Raw genomic sequence first — 12,739 nt, forward strand, 5'->3', positions numbered from 1 at the left:
CGCTTACACCAACCGGACCGGCCGGCGAGGCACGGTCTCTGCCCGCCGGCTCACGCGCACCGTTCAGTCGGACTCATCACCCGCTCCGTACCGGACATGGGGAACCTGTCATGAGCAGCAACGTGGATCGCCGCGAAATCGTCGTCGGTATCGACCCCGTCAAGGACTGGCACCTGGCTCTGGCATGGGCCGTGGACGAGGCCCACCGCCGCGGGTCGGCGCTGCGGCTCGTCGTTGTTGTCCCGCCCCGGCTCGACACCCAACACGTGGACGACACCCCTCGCCAAATGGAACTCGAACGCGTTGGTGCGGATGCGCTGGAGGCAGCGGGCGCCTGGTCGCAAGCCCGATGGCCGGACGTGGGGACGACGGCTTCGCTCCTGGGCGGACGTCCTGGGCCGACGCTGGCGCATCTCTCGAAGGAGGCGCTCATGGTGGTGCTCGGCTCACGGCATCTGAACCGTGCGGAGGAGTTCCTCAGCGCCGGCTCTCTCGTGGTCCCCGTTGCCGCGCAAGCGCACTGCCCGGTTGTCGTCGTCGGCGACGTGGAGCACAGCACCCAGGAGCCGCAGTACCTGGTGGTGGGTGTCGACGGAAGCGAGTCCTCGAAGGCAGCCTTGGCCGTGGCCTTCGAGGAGGCCGCCCTGCGCGGTTGCGCGCTGCGCGCCATCGCGGTGTGGCAGCCCCCGGTTTTCTCGCTCCACCGGGTTGATGACTCCCTGCGAGCCGAGCGTCGCCTGTTGTCGGAGACCGTCGCCGGCTGGGCGGAGAAGTACCCGGACGTCCGGTTGCACCACGAGGTCCTGACCGGGTCCCCCGTCGAGGTTCTGGCAGAGGCTGCCGAGCATGCCCTGGCCGTGGTGGTGGGACGCAAGGGGCAAGGTGGCTACAGCGGAATGCGCGTCGGCTCCGTCGTTCACGGTCTGCTGCACCGCGCAATGTGCCCGGTGATCACTGTCCCCGCCGTGTGAAACGGTTGTGGCGACTCCGGCGGTGCGGAGAACGGGTTCCCTGCCAGATACCGAATGCCTGGGCTCTTCGAGTCGGAATCGGCCCGCCGCTTGCCGAACCCTCGCAGGGGGACATCCGCATCCATGCGCTGCGCGGGCTGGGGCGTACGCCGCACGGGGAGGCCCTCGCGTGTCACGTGGAGTAACAGCACAGCGCTCCGAGATGAGCGGACGGACGCGCGGGCTTAGGTTGGGAACACGCGCGGCACCGCGCTGTCCGGCCTCGTCGTCTCCTCGGAGGTATGCCATGGGCCGGGAGGACTCCCAGGACCGGGCGGCCAGGATTCCGCGCCTGAGACTCGACGAGCTGCTGGAGGAGCTCCAGGGCCGCTTGGACGAGGTCCGGGGAACGAGCAGTCGCCTGAACGGCCTTCTCGAAGCCGTCATGTCCGTGGGCCGGGAACTTGACCTTCCGCAGGTTCTGCGCGGGATCGTCGAGGCTGCCGTCACGCTGGTCGATGCCGAGTATGGTGCTCTGGGCGTGATCGGGAACGACGAAAAACTGGCCGAGTTCATCCCCATCGGCATCAGCGACGACGTGCGGGAGCAGATCGGCCACCTCCCCGCCGGGCACGGAATTCTCGGTGAGCTGATCCGCCATCCGGTGCCGCTGAGGCTGAGCGACCTCTCGGAACACCCGGCCTCCTACGGCTTCCCGCCCCATCACCCGCCCATGCGTTCGTTCCTCGGCGTGCCCGTCCGGGTCCGCGACGAGGTCTTCGGCAATCTCTACCTCACCGAGAAGAGGGGAACCCGGAACTTCGACGAGGAGGACGAGGCGGTCGTGGCCACCCTGGCTGTGGCAGTCGGCATCGCCATCGAGAACGCCCGTCTCTACGAAGAGGGCCGGCGCAAGCAGAGGTGGCTGGCCGCGAGCTCCGACTTCACGAGCGCCCTCCTGTCAGGTTCCACGGAGTCCGAGGTTCTCGAAGGAATGCTGGAACGCGCCGTGGACATCGCCGGTGCCGACCTGGGGGCCTTCTACCTTGTCGGGCCGAACGGAGAACTGACCGGATCGCTCGCTCGGGGGGAGGCGGCCGATGCCCATCGAGGGATCGTGCTGCCGAGCAGCCGGGGGACTCTTGCCGCTGCCGCACTTGCAGAGAACGGGCTCCTCACAGTGGCGGACGTCGGCAGCGACGCCCGTGTCACGGCGCAGCCGGAGCGGTGGGAGGGCTTCGGGCCGGCAGTGGCAGTCAGCGTGGGGACCAAGGAGAACCTGAGCGGCGTCCTGGTCCTGGCGCGACGTCGAGGCATGCCCCCGTTCGCAGGCGCCGAGGTTGCCGCACTGCCGAGCTTTGCCAGGCAGGCCGCCCTGGCACTTGAACTGGCCGACCGGCGAAGAGACGCTGAACAAGTGAGCATCCTGGAGGACCGCGACCGGATCGCGCGCGACCTTCATGACCTGGCGATCCAGCGACTCTTCGCGACGGGGATGACGCTGCAGAGCGCGCGCCCGTTCGTCGACCACCCCGAAGCCACCGAGCGGCTGAACCGAGCCATCGACGATCTCGACGCGACCATCAAGATCATCCGCACCACCATCTTCGGTCTCAGGGAGCACGAGACGCAGGGAGAGACTCCCAAACTCAGATCCAGAGTCCTCCAGACGGCGGACAACGCCACGCCTGCACTGGGCTTCGCCCCTGCCTTGCGTATGGAGGGCCTGATCGACACAGACGTCCCTGTGGAGGTGGCCGATCAGGTGATCGCGGTCATCGGGGAGGCGCTGAGCAACGTCGCCCGCCATGCGCGGGCGCGCCAGGTGGAGGTAGCGGTGGTCGCTGACGCCGGCCAGCTGGCGGTGACCGTGACCGATGACGGTGTCGGTATGCCGGAAGTAACCCGCCGCAGCGGCTTGCGAAATCTGGCAGAGCGGGCGGAGCGCCTGGGCGGGACTCTGTCCGTCAGCGCATGCCCGATGTCTCGCGGGGGAACGGTGCTGGACTGGCGGGTGCCGCTGCTCCCAGGAGACGCCTGACCAGAGTGCGTATGCGTGAGTAGATCAGCTCTCCTGTTCCCTGTGCTCCCGTACTTCCGCCGCGATGACGGCCGCCTGCACACGGCGTTCCACTCCCAGCTTCCCGAGAAGCCGGGAAATGTGATTCTTGACGGTCTTCTCGGACAGATACAGCTGCCTGGCGATCTGACGGTTGGTGAGGCCCTCGCCGATCAGCTCAAGGACGGACCGCTCCCGCTCCGACAGCACCGAAAGTCTCTCGTCCTGCGGGGGACTGCCCGTCTCGGGATCGCGCAGGGAGCGCAGTAGCCGTGCCGTGGTCGCGGGATCCAGCATCGACTGGCCCTTCGCCACCGTCCGCACAGCAGCCACCAGATCCGACCCGTTGATCTGCTTCAGTACGTACCCGGCGGCCCCCGCCATGATCGCGTCGAGCAGGGCGTCCTCGTCGTCGAAGGACGTCAGTATCAGACAGGCCAGGCCCGGCATGCGTGAGCGCAGTTCCCGGCACACGGTGATGCCGTCACCGTCGGACAGCCGGACGTCGAGCATGGCGACATCCGGCCTGAGTGCCGGCCCGCGAGCCAGGGCTTGGCTGGCGGTGGCTGCTTCGCCGACAACCTCCAGCCCAGACTCTGCGTCCAGGAGGTCGCGGATTCCCCGGCGGACCACTTCATGATCATCGAGTAGAAAGACACGGATCGCTGCATCAGCTGATGCGGTCGAGTCGTCGGACATCTGCAGTCCCTGGAGGTCGGTAGGCGCGCTGCCCCTCCTGCCGACATTGTCTCAGGGACAAGCCTGATGCACCCGGGGAGCGATGCTCCGCCCCTGCGTGGGTGCTGCCTACGCAGAGACGCCTGGCGGATGCTCGTCGAGGTCCATGCGTACGTCCACGACGCCTTCGACGGCCCGGACGGCCTGTGCCAGCAGTGGCACCATGGATCTGTCCCGCAGCGAGCCACTGAGCGTGACGACTCCATCCTCCACCACGGCATCGATCCGGAGCGGTGGCGAGATCTGGCCGAGCACGCTGTGCCGGACCTCCGCGACGAGTTCTGCGTCCGGCCTGAGGAAGACCTTGAGCAGGTCACCTCGGCTCACCACTCCTTCGAGCAGACCGACGTCATTGACCACGGGCAGCCGCTTCACCCGCTTGCGCGCCATGATCTGAGCAGCCTCGGCGATCGTCGCGTCCGCGTGAACGGTCACGGCCGGGCTCGACATCAGACCCTCCGCCAGTACCGCACCGGCCTTGGAAGTCTCGTCGAGCGGCGCGAGGCGGCCGGGACCGTCCCTCCGGAGCGCTTCCTTCGGTAGGAGATCGGCCTCCGACACCACGCCGACGACACGGCCCTCGCCCGCGAGGACCGGCAGCGCGCTGACCTTCCACTCGGCCATCAGACGGACGATCTCCTTGTACGGGGCACGACTGCCGATCGCGACGGCGGTGTGGGTCATGACGTCGCTGACGGTGTGCGGAGAATCAGTCACAGGGCCCTCCGGGAAATCGGTCGACGTGCCGTATCGGCATCCGTTTCTACGGTTCGATGACCAGCACCTGACGGAGAGGACGACGCGGTGTGCGAGGACCCACGGGGCCGTATCCCATGCGGACGATCACCTGAGGATGTCCCGCGCCCAGCACGGGGTCCCGCAACGTCCATCGCAGCTCGGGCCACTCAAGTGGCTGTGTCGCGAAGGAGGCGCAGACGCCCTTCGTGGTCGCCGAGAGCAGGACGCGCTCCAGCGCCTGGCCGGCCCTGAGCCAGTCCAGCGGACGATCGCCGTTCGTGCTCAGCAGGCCCAGCTGAGGCCGACGCTCGAACCGGACCCGGATACGTCCTGGTAGGGCGGCTGTTCCCACGAAGTCGCGGGTGGTCGAACTGCCGGATGCGTCCCCCGGGCCGAACGCGTAGTCAGGAACTCCGTCGACGGGTGCGTCGGCCTTCGTGTCGCGGGTCCAGTAGCGCTGTTCCGCATCACGCGCAGGGTCCATGCGGTCGCAACCCGCGGCATCGCTGATCAACTGGAGCACGGTGTCCAGGTGGATGGAATCGATGAACCGGAAATCCGCATGCTCAGCAAGTGCAGCATCGGAGAACAGCGAGCGGAGTTCCGGGGGAATCGGCTGCTCGGTGAAAGGGAAGCGGCAGGTGTGTCTGTCCTGTATCGCTGAATGCAGCTCCGCGAGCTGCGGGTCTGCCGCTCCTGCCGGACCGTCCGTCAGCGGAGCCAGACGGGCTTCGGCCAGCAGGGCCTGATCCGCCGGTGCGGGTAGGAGCGCGCTCACCGCTGCCAGACCGTGGTGGGCAGCTGACACTCGCAGGTTCAGCAGAGCGGCTCCGCAGCCCATGTGAAGTTCGCGGGTCGAGGGGTCCGCCTCCGGCATGGTGCGTGCGAAGTCGGCCCGTGGCGTGATGACGTGGGTGGATCGGGCGTAACGGAACTGCCAGGGCTGCGAGTTATACAGGGAAGGTGCGGCAGTTGCGTCGGCTACCAGAGCGGTCACCGTGGTGTCGCTCGGCGAAGTGGTCAGCATCCGAATCTCCCGGCGAAACTGTGCGGAAGTGCTACTCATCCAGCCTCGGCCTGCGCGCACGGGCACGGATAGGGGCCGTTCTTCCCCGAAGAGGGCCGGATGGCCGCGTGGTCAGTCCTGGGGCACGACCGCGACCGGCGCCGGAGAATGGTGCAGAACCGCGTGGGCGACGTGCCCGATGCGCGGCTCCCGGGGCCAGTAGCGATTCGTTCGCCGGCCGATGACGACCAGCGACGCTCGCACCCCGGCCTCGACGAGGTGACGCGCAGGCGATCCGATCCCGCTCTGCTCACTCACGGACACGCCCGGGTACTCCTTCGACCACGGTTTCAGCAGGGAGCGCACCATGCTCGCTCCTTCGGCCGCGATATCGGCTCGCCAGCGCAGGTCGCCGCCGATGCCCTGCACGTAGCCCACCGGAGGATTCCAGCTGTAGACGATCCGCAGGTCTCCGGAGCGCACGGCCGCCGCTTCGAAGGCGAACCGCAGTACACCATCGGTGGTGGGACCCAGATCGATGCCGGCGACCACCGGACCGCCGGTGTCCCGCCTCTCCACTTCCTGAACGCGCTGCGCCAGGTCCGCATCGTCGGCGGGCGGCGGCGTTCCCTCGGGACGCACGAGCACCACGGGCCGGTGTGTGTGGGCGACTGTCGCCATGGCGACGGATCCCATGAGGAAGCCGGTGAGTGCTCCGAGGCCCGCTGTTCCGATGGCCAGGAGCTCTGCCTGGGCAGCCTCCCGGCACAGCATTTCGGGGGGTGGCCCGGTGAGCTGCTTCGTGCTTATGTACAGGTCAGGAAATCTATGTGTCAGTTGCGCTGCGGCCTCCTCCGGCAGGCGCCGTGACCACTGTTCCGGCATTTCCGTCCCGGAGAGTGGGGCGTGGGAGTAGGGCTGCCATTCCCAGGCGCTCACAAGGCGCAGGGGAAGGCGCCGGATGCTTGCCTCGCGGGTGCCCCAGGCGGCGGCGAGGCTTGCCGGCGTTCCGTTCAGGCCGACAGTCACAGGGCGTGGCACAGCGCACCTCCAGGTACGGTCGTGGTGTCTTGCTTCTCCACGATGGGGTGGCGCGAGCCCCCAGCGCATGAGCCGTCGAGGCTCTGTCCTGGGCCGTTCGACCCTTTTTGAGGGCGCCACTCCCGTGCACCGAGGGCGCCGACATCGGCGCCCTCGGTGCGGATGCGTATGGGTGAGGCGGGCCGTAAATCTGGAGCGGGGCGTGGATAGTGAGCCCCTCGCCGCCATGCATGTCTGACTGATCGAGCCGTGAGCGTTGCCCGGAGCGTTGAACAGGGGCGACGGGCTATTCGCTAGGCGTGTGCGATGACGGCGACGGGAGTGCTGGAATGGTGGAGGACCGCGTGGGTGACCGGCCCGATGTGTGTTCCGACCGGCGACTGTCGAATGCGGCGGCCGACGATGACGAGTCCTGCCTCTGACCTGCTGTCGAGGAGGTCCGTGGCGGCGTGCCCGACGCTCGCTCGAGTGGTGACGTTCACAGCGGGGTGTGCTGCCCTCCAGGGGCTCAGCGCGTCTGCCAGCGCGGCGTTCGCGTTCAGTTCGAGCTGGGCATCACTCGCGGATCGAAGGCGGCGCCATATCCGAACAGTGGAGGCAGTGACCAACTGTGCAGGACGTGAAGGGTGCAGGCCCGCCGTGCGGCTTCATCGAAGGCGAACGCGAGCAGAGCGTCGCAGGGGCGGCTGATGTCCACTCCCACCACCAGGTCATGCGACGCGTGCCGACCGCTCGTGGGTGGTGCCGACTCGTCACCGGCCCGCACCATGACGACCGGCCGGACCGTCGCCCGGATGACCGCCATCCCGACCGACCCGAGTACGTACCCTGTGACACTGCTCAGCCCGCGTGCACCAAGGACGATCATGTGTGCGTTCGCGGCCGCGTCTCGGAGAACGTCAGCCGGCTTGCCGACGAAGGACACTGCACTGACTTGAAGTTCGTTGTACCTCCTGCGTAGCTCATCGGTGGTTTCGCTCAGCAATGCCTGGACTCTCATGGGGTGCGTGTCGATCGTGGGGACAGGGAGGGCGAAGGGGGGGCCATCGGTCCACGGCGTGGACGAGCCGGAGGGACAGCTTCCGCAGAAGTGCCTCTCGCGCTCCCCAACGGGCTGCCGTGTTGCTTGCGGGGGATCCATCGAGTCCGACCACGATGACGTCGTTCATGGGTGCCTTCCCTGGCGGGGTTCGTATGAGGGGAATCTCTTTCCCCTGCCTCTGCCGAGGAGGAGCAGCGGGCCGGGTCGGGCTATCCGGTCCTCAGCTGTGGCTGCTTCGGGCGTACCGACCCGACAGTGCGTGCCGCCGCGCGAGATCTTGGCATCGAGTCTCAGGCTGCTGGATCAGGCAGGTCGTCGGCGTCGTAGTCGAGGTCGGTGGAGACCGAGACCACTCCGTCGACCGCGGCGCACATGCGCTCGATTGCCGGGACTACGCTCCGGAGCGCAATCCGGCCACTGAGCTCCACCCGTCCGTTCCGCACCTCGACGGTGAGAGCGGCCGCATCGAGGCACAGCGTGTCGGTGAGTACGTCCTCATCGATCTCCCGGCGGATGTCGGCGTCCTCGCGGAGGAAGAGCTTCAGCAGATCTCGGCGACTGACAATCCCCACCAAGCGATCCGCATCGTCGACGACGACGAGCCGCTTCACGTTGTGCACCTCCATCAGCCGCGCGGCCTCAGCCACGGTCCAGTCCGGACGGGCGCAGACGGGCGGCGCTGACATCAGCTCTTCGGCGCGCGTTCCCTCGGCTTTGGCCCGCTCCCACGCCTCCAGTCCCGGTACGGCCGGCTGGCCGTCCGGTGCGGTGACCAGGTCGGCGGTCTTGCGGAGCAGGTCACCCTCCGAAACCACCCCGGCCACCCGGTCACTGCTGTCCAACACCGGCACCGCGGTGACACGGTGTTCCGCGAGCAGGCGTGCGATCTCCTTGAACGGGGCATCGCCGCGTACGCTCACCACCTCACGGGTCATCAGTTCTTCGATCCTGCGATGCCGCATCATCCGCTCCTTCCGTGCACACGGCCCGGACGTTCTCGCCTCAGGCATGCCCGGTGCCACCCGAGGAGACCTCATCGAGGCTGGTCCACGTCGAGGGCGAGATTGTCGTAGGTGTAGTCGATCGACTCGTGCAGGGTCACCACTCCGTCCACCCAGCGGCAGAGGCGCACGATGACAGGGATGTCGGCGCGCTCGTGGACATGCCCCGTCAGCGTCACGACTCCCTCCTCCACGGTCACGTCGATCGCGTCAGGGGCCAGGCGCAGGGTGCCGACCAGGACGTCGTGCTTGATCTCGTCGCGGATCGCGGAGTCGCGGCGGAGGAAGGGCTTGAGCAGATCGCTGCGGCTGACGATTCCGACGAGCCGCTCGGTCTCATCGGATACGGGGAGCCGTTTCACTCCTTTACGGTGCATCGTCCGGGCCGTCTCGACGAGACTCCATCCCGACTGCGCTGTGACGCAGGGCGAGGTCATCAGGTCGGCCGCCGTCTCCGCGTCGGGCATCCCGCGTTCCTCGGACAGTAGCCGGACGCCCGCCCAGCGGCCCTCCAGGTCCGGAAGTTCAGCAGTGGCCCGCAGCAGGTCGGCCTCGGAGACCACGCCGAGAAGGCGCCGGTTCTCGTCGACGACGGGAACCGCCGAGATGTCGTTCTCCCTGAAGAGACGGGCGATCTCTTTGAAGGAAGTCGCAGGATCGGCCGTGACCACGTCGTGCGTCATCACCTCGAAGACGGTGCGGTGCTGCATGACGTTCCTCCTTCACGGATGTGCCGTACGCGGGGCACCTCCCACTCTGGTGCCGGGTCCGAGGCCGTGGGCAGTGCCGAACGGTCCCCTCCCGGGACCATCGGCCCTTCGAACGCAGGCCGGCCGGGACACAGTGGCAAGGGAGGAGCCCTCGTCGCGGACGGATGGAGGGGCGACGTGGCCGTGCGGGTCATGTTGGGGCCGGCCGGCCCTACCCCGCGACGGACTCCGGTGCGAACGTGGACCGAGCCACCTTGCACTGGGAAGGCGGTGGGGACGATGGAATCACCCTTGGTGGTAGGAGTGGACGGGTCGGACGCCAGTCTCACGGCAGTGGACTGGGCAGCCGACGAAGCGGCACGACATGGACGGCCGCTGCGCATCGTGCACGCCTCACTGTGGGAGCGGTACGAGGGGGTCGTGCCGGCCTTGACCACCGACCGGCCCGCCGATCAGATCCTTGCTGAGAACATCGTCGCTGTGGCCGGGGAGCGGGCAGAACGCCGCCAACCAGGACTCACCGTGACCACGGAGGTGCTCGCCGAGGACGCGTCGCGAGGTCTGCTCAGGGAGGGAGACGAGGCCGCAGCCCTTGTTGTCGGATCCCGGGGCAGAAGTCGAATCGCCGACCTGCTGCTGGGATCGGTCAGTCTCACCGTGGCCGCACGTGCCCACTGCCCGGTTGTCGTCATCAGAGGAGACCGGCAGGCACTGGAGGCGCGACATCAGCGCATTCTGCTGGGCATCGGGGGCAAGGACGTGGATGCGCCCGCCGTGCGGTTCGCCTTTCGCGAGGCGGCAGTCCGGCACGCGGAACTGGAGGTGCTCCACACCTGGCGTCGGCCGGCGCACGAGCCGGTCGAGCACCCACTCCTCACCGGCGAGGTGACGGAATACGCGCAGAGGGCGTCCGCGCTGCTCGACCGTGCCCTGGAGACGACTGCGCTTGAAAATCCCCAGGTGCGCGTCCGCAGGAGCACGGTCGAGGGCCCCGCCCACAAGGTGCTGACACGTCGCTCGGCCGCCGCAGACCTGTTGGTTGTCGGAGCACGACGGAGCGACGCGCGGTTCGGTCTGGAACTCGGCCGGGTCGCCCACCGGGCGCTGCACCACGCTTCGTGTCCCGTCGCCGTCGTGCCTTGGTGCCGCCCGGCGTCCGAGGACGAAGATCTGTGAACGCACCGGCCGTCCTGCGGCTTGCCGAGGGCACCGAACGCAGGTGTGGTCGCCGATCCCCGCTCACGCGCACTATTGCGGGCGGGGAGCGGTAGGCGCCGAATTGGCATGCGTTCCTTCCTCCCACCGCCATGTAGTTGATCATTCCGATCCGTATGAGTGCCCGCCACCTCTTTCCTCCGCGAGAACTGCGAGGGCGGCGTCGAGGAGGCGGGTCGCCTGCTCCGCGACAGGCTCCATGGCGTCAAGGGCGGTCAAGACGACCATGGTGGCGGGTCGATGGCCCGCACGACAACGTGGTCGCCATCCGCTCGGACAACGACATTGCAAGGCAGCGATAGCCCGACTGACGGGTCCGCGTCCAGTGCCTGCCGGGCCAGAGCCGGATTGCAGGCACCGAGAATGAGGTACCGCTCCGTTGCGTGACCGAGCTTCGCCTTCAGCGTGGCCTGCATGTCGATCTCCGTGAGCACGCCGAAGCCCTCGTCGGCCAGAGCCTTGCGCACAGCGGCGACGGTCTCGTCGAAGGTGCCACGCAGTGTCACAGTGCGCTCGTAGGACATGGTGGGAGACCTCTTCTCTTCTCGCGATCGGGGGCGCACCTCCAGGGTGCGGGCCGGCCTCGGCAGGCGCAGCTGGACAGCCGGCGAGCCGGATTCGTGCCGGCCCATCGGCTGAGGCCACCTCACCCTCCGTATCGACTGAACCCCGACGTCCGCCAGACCCGGCCGTTGGGCAGAATCGCGAGCGCCTCGTAGCCATCCGTCGTTTCCAGCCAGTCCCGCGCGTCCCGGCCCCTGGCGAAGGCTGCGGTGGCGTAGGCGTCGGTCATGGTCAGCCTGGGCCCGATGACGGTGAGGGCAGCGAACGCCGTGGCAGGTGCACCGGTGTGCGGGTCGAGTATGTGGGCACCACGTTCGGCGGTGCCCGAGGTGGCGATGGCCATGGTGCGGTCGGCGGTGATGACGGTGGCCAGTTCGCCGGGGTGCAGCGGGTGGGCGATGCCGACACGCCAGGGGCCGTTCACGGTTGCTTGGCCGCGGAGCTGGAGGTCGCCGCCGCCGTTGACGCAGCTGTTGTGCGCGCCTGATGTGTGGAGAAGTCGGGAGGCGGCTTCGGTGGCCCAGCCCTTTACGAGCCCCGAGGGGTCGAGCGTTCCGGCTGGCGTCGTGCTGAACCAGCCGTCGGTGACACGGGTGGCATGCGCGCAGAGGGCCAGCACTTCGTGGACTTCGGGAGGGCAGTCGCCGAGGTGGATCTCGCCACGGCCGAGGCGGCTGATGTGGCTGTCGGGGCGGTAGGCGGAGAACACGGCGTCGACCCGGTGGAGCAGTTGTACGGCCTCCTGGACGGCGTTGTGGATGGCCGGGGTGGGCTTGTCCCGGATATCGAAGGAGAAGACCGTGCCCATCACGTGCTCGACGTGACGCAGCCCGGTGCGGTGTCAGGCATGGGCCTGATCCAGTGCGCTCTGCAGGGACTGGATGTAGCCCCGGCTGGTGTAGCTGGCGCCTGGGGTTTGCCCGCGTTTGTGGACATCTCTTGAGGGTCAGATCGTGGGATCTGGCATGGAGGTGTCGTGGTGGGTACAGCCCGGTATTCGGAAGAGTTCAAGCAGGACGCGGTCAAGCTGGTGGCCTCCACCGGCCGGTCCGTCAACTCGGTGGCCAAGGACCTCGGCGTCAACACCGAGTCCCTGCGGCAGTGGGTGCGTGCGGCCGAGGCGGTCCAGGCCAGCGGGGGTGGTGAGCCGATGACCCCCCGATGACCCCGGTGGAGCGTGAGGAACTGAAGCGGCTGCAGGCGTACGAGGGCAGCGGGTACGTGATGGTGGACGACCTCGGGGCGCCACTCGATGTGCGGCAGTTGCGCGAGCAGGCGTACAAGGTCATGGCCGGTAACGCGCTGCGGCGGGTGCGTTTGTACGATGCCCGTGCGAGTTGCTTCACCTACCTGGCGAACCATGGGGTTCCCGACCACCTTCTTGCCCGCTGGGCGGGGCACGCCGACGTCAGGACGACGAAGCGCTGGTACGTGAAGCCGGACGTGGAGGACCTCCGCTCGACGGCGGATGTCTGGAGTGGTCTGACCGTTCCCCGGCCCCTGTCGTGAGAGAAATGTGAGACGTGGGAGCGTGGTCGGGTGAGTGAGACAACTACGAATACCTTGCAATACCGCTTTGACGGGCCAGAAGACGCACCAGTCCTGATTCTGGGGCCCTTCCCTTGCGACAACATGGCACATGTTGTAAAGGCCTTCCAGCGGGGTCCAGTTGGTG

General features: G+C 67.9%; 15 protein-coding genes and 1 pseudogene. 5 read left to right on the forward strand and 11 right to left on the reverse strand.

Annotated elements, in window-relative coordinates; translation table 11 throughout:
- Positions 1–110 precede the first annotated feature (110 nt).
- A complete protein-coding gene (locus tag ACZ4LX_RS03035) occupies positions 111–971 on the forward strand; it encodes a universal stress protein (protein WP_467637710.1) in 861 nt (286 codons plus the stop codon).
- Between the two features lie 286 nt (positions 972–1,257).
- Entirely contained in the window at positions 1,258–2,991 is a 1,734-nt protein-coding gene (locus ACZ4LX_RS03040; RefSeq protein WP_467637714.1) for a sensor histidine kinase, read from the forward strand.
- Between the two features lie 24 nt (positions 2,992–3,015).
- On the opposite strand, the gene ACZ4LX_RS03045 is transcribed toward ACZ4LX_RS03040, so the two are convergent.
- From ACZ4LX_RS03045 to ACZ4LX_RS03085, 9 genes are all read right to left on the reverse strand, one after another.
- Positions 3,016–3,708, reverse strand: a complete 693-nt coding sequence (locus ACZ4LX_RS03045) for a response regulator (RefSeq protein WP_467637718.1) — start codon at positions 3,706–3,708, stop codon at positions 3,016–3,018.
- Between the two features lie 108 nt (positions 3,709–3,816).
- Positions 3,817–4,464, reverse strand: coding sequence for a CBS domain-containing protein (locus ACZ4LX_RS03050; RefSeq protein WP_467637721.1), 648 nt, complete (start codon positions 4,462–4,464; stop codon positions 3,817–3,819).
- A 46-nt stretch (positions 4,465–4,510) separates the two neighbouring features.
- On the reverse strand, positions 4,511–5,512 hold the full coding sequence (locus tag ACZ4LX_RS03055; RefSeq protein WP_467637724.1) for an Acg family FMN-binding oxidoreductase: 1,002 nt from the start codon (positions 5,510–5,512) through the stop codon (positions 4,511–4,513).
- 111 nt (positions 5,513–5,623) lie between these two features.
- Positions 5,624–6,532, reverse strand: coding sequence for a universal stress protein (locus ACZ4LX_RS03060; protein ID WP_467637727.1), 909 nt, complete (start codon positions 6,530–6,532; stop codon positions 5,624–5,626).
- A gap of 293 nt (positions 6,533–6,825) precedes the next feature.
- Entirely contained in the window at positions 6,826–7,140 is a 315-nt protein-coding gene (locus ACZ4LX_RS03065) for a universal stress protein (protein ID WP_467637730.1), read from the reverse strand.
- The gene (locus ACZ4LX_RS03070) at positions 7,071–7,532 is read right to left on the reverse strand and encodes a universal stress protein (RefSeq protein ID WP_467637733.1); all 462 of its coding nucleotides are present in this window, start codon (positions 7,530–7,532) and stop codon (positions 7,071–7,073) included. Before ACZ4LX_RS03070 ends, ACZ4LX_RS03065 begins: the two co-directional genes overlap by 70 nt.
- Complete coding sequence (locus tag ACZ4LX_RS03075) at positions 7,495–7,701, reverse strand: universal stress protein (protein WP_467637735.1); 207 nt, start codon at positions 7,699–7,701, stop codon at positions 7,495–7,497. The genes ACZ4LX_RS03070 and ACZ4LX_RS03075 overlap by 38 nt, the downstream gene beginning before the upstream one ends.
- A 163-nt stretch (positions 7,702–7,864) precedes the next feature.
- Complete coding sequence (locus tag ACZ4LX_RS03080; protein WP_467637852.1) at positions 7,865–8,536, reverse strand: CBS domain-containing protein; 672 nt, start codon at positions 8,534–8,536, stop codon at positions 7,865–7,867.
- Between the two features lie 71 nt (positions 8,537–8,607).
- A complete protein-coding gene (locus ACZ4LX_RS03085) occupies positions 8,608–9,285 on the reverse strand; it encodes a CBS domain-containing protein (protein ID WP_467637738.1) in 678 nt (225 codons plus the stop codon).
- A gap of 279 nt (positions 9,286–9,564) precedes the next feature.
- On the opposite strand from ACZ4LX_RS03085, the gene ACZ4LX_RS03090 reads away from it, so the two are divergent.
- On the forward strand, positions 9,565–10,461 hold the full coding sequence (locus ACZ4LX_RS03090) for a universal stress protein (RefSeq protein ID WP_467637740.1): 897 nt from the start codon (positions 9,565–9,567) through the stop codon (positions 10,459–10,461).
- A gap of 141 nt (positions 10,462–10,602) precedes the next feature.
- On the opposite strand, the pseudogene ACZ4LX_RS03095 reads toward ACZ4LX_RS03090, so the two are convergent.
- Together ACZ4LX_RS03095 and ACZ4LX_RS03100 are read right to left on the reverse strand one after the other, a co-directional pair.
- Positions 10,603–11,024, reverse strand: a pseudogene (locus tag ACZ4LX_RS03095) (DUF302 domain-containing protein).
- Positions 11,025–11,146: 122 nt separating this feature from the next.
- Positions 11,147–11,872: an FAD:protein FMN transferase gene (locus ACZ4LX_RS03100; RefSeq protein WP_467637855.1), complete on the reverse strand. Its 726-nt coding sequence runs from the start codon at positions 11,870–11,872 to the stop codon at positions 11,147–11,149.
- 168 nt (positions 11,873–12,040) lie between these two features.
- Here ACZ4LX_RS03100 and ACZ4LX_RS03105 point away from each other — a divergent pair, with 168 nt between their 5' ends.
- Positions 12,041–12,229 (forward strand): transposase, encoded by a 189-nt coding sequence (locus ACZ4LX_RS03105; protein ID WP_467637743.1) that lies wholly within the window; start codon positions 12,041–12,043, stop codon positions 12,227–12,229.
- Positions 12,226–12,573 carry a tyrosine-type recombinase/integrase gene (locus ACZ4LX_RS03110; protein WP_467637746.1) on the forward strand — a complete coding sequence of 116 codons (348 nt, stop codon included), beginning with the start codon at positions 12,226–12,228 and terminating at the stop codon, positions 12,571–12,573. The genes ACZ4LX_RS03105 and ACZ4LX_RS03110 overlap by 4 nt, the downstream gene beginning before the upstream one ends.
- Positions 12,574–12,739: the final 166 nt, after the last annotated feature.

The organism is Streptomyces sp. NPDC026062 (genome assembly GCF_055568375.1).

What these genes read in the sequence shown, in the direction of transcription:
- ACZ4LX_RS03070 (WP_467637733.1), bottom strand. Translation starts at nt 7,532, where the DNA reads ATGAGAGTCCAGGCATTGCTGAGCGAAACCACCGATGAGCTACGCAGG.
- ACZ4LX_RS03055 (WP_467637724.1), bottom strand. Translation starts at nt 5,512, where the DNA reads ATGCTGACCACTTCGCCGAGCGACACCACGGTGACCGCTCTGGTAGCC.
- ACZ4LX_RS03045 (WP_467637718.1), bottom strand. Translation starts at nt 3,708, where the DNA reads ATGTCCGACGACTCGACCGCATCAGCTGATGCAGCGATCCGTGTCTTT.
- ACZ4LX_RS03085 (WP_467637738.1), bottom strand. Translation starts at nt 9,285, where the DNA reads ATGCAGCACCGCACCGTCTTCGAGGTGATGACGCACGACGTGGTCACG.
- ACZ4LX_RS03075 (WP_467637735.1), bottom strand. Translation starts at nt 7,701, where the DNA reads ATGAACGACGTCATCGTGGTCGGACTCGATGGATCCCCCGCAAGCAAC.
- ACZ4LX_RS03040 (WP_467637714.1), top strand. Translation starts at nt 1,258, where the DNA reads ATGGGCCGGGAGGACTCCCAGGACCGGGCGGCCAGGATTCCGCGCCTG.
- ACZ4LX_RS03100 (WP_467637855.1), bottom strand. Translation starts at nt 11,872, where the DNA reads ATGGGCACGGTCTTCTCCTTCGATATCCGGGACAAGCCCACCCCGGCC.
- ACZ4LX_RS03035 (WP_467637710.1), top strand. Translation starts at nt 111, where the DNA reads ATGAGCAGCAACGTGGATCGCCGCGAAATCGTCGTCGGTATCGACCCC.
- ACZ4LX_RS03090 (WP_467637740.1), top strand. Translation starts at nt 9,565, where the DNA reads ATGGAATCACCCTTGGTGGTAGGAGTGGACGGGTCGGACGCCAGTCTC.
- ACZ4LX_RS03110 (WP_467637746.1), top strand. Translation starts at nt 12,226, where the DNA reads ATGACCCCGGTGGAGCGTGAGGAACTGAAGCGGCTGCAGGCGTACGAG.
- ACZ4LX_RS03080 (WP_467637852.1), bottom strand. Translation starts at nt 8,536, where the DNA reads ATGCGGCATCGCAGGATCGAAGAACTGATGACCCGTGAGGTGGTGAGC.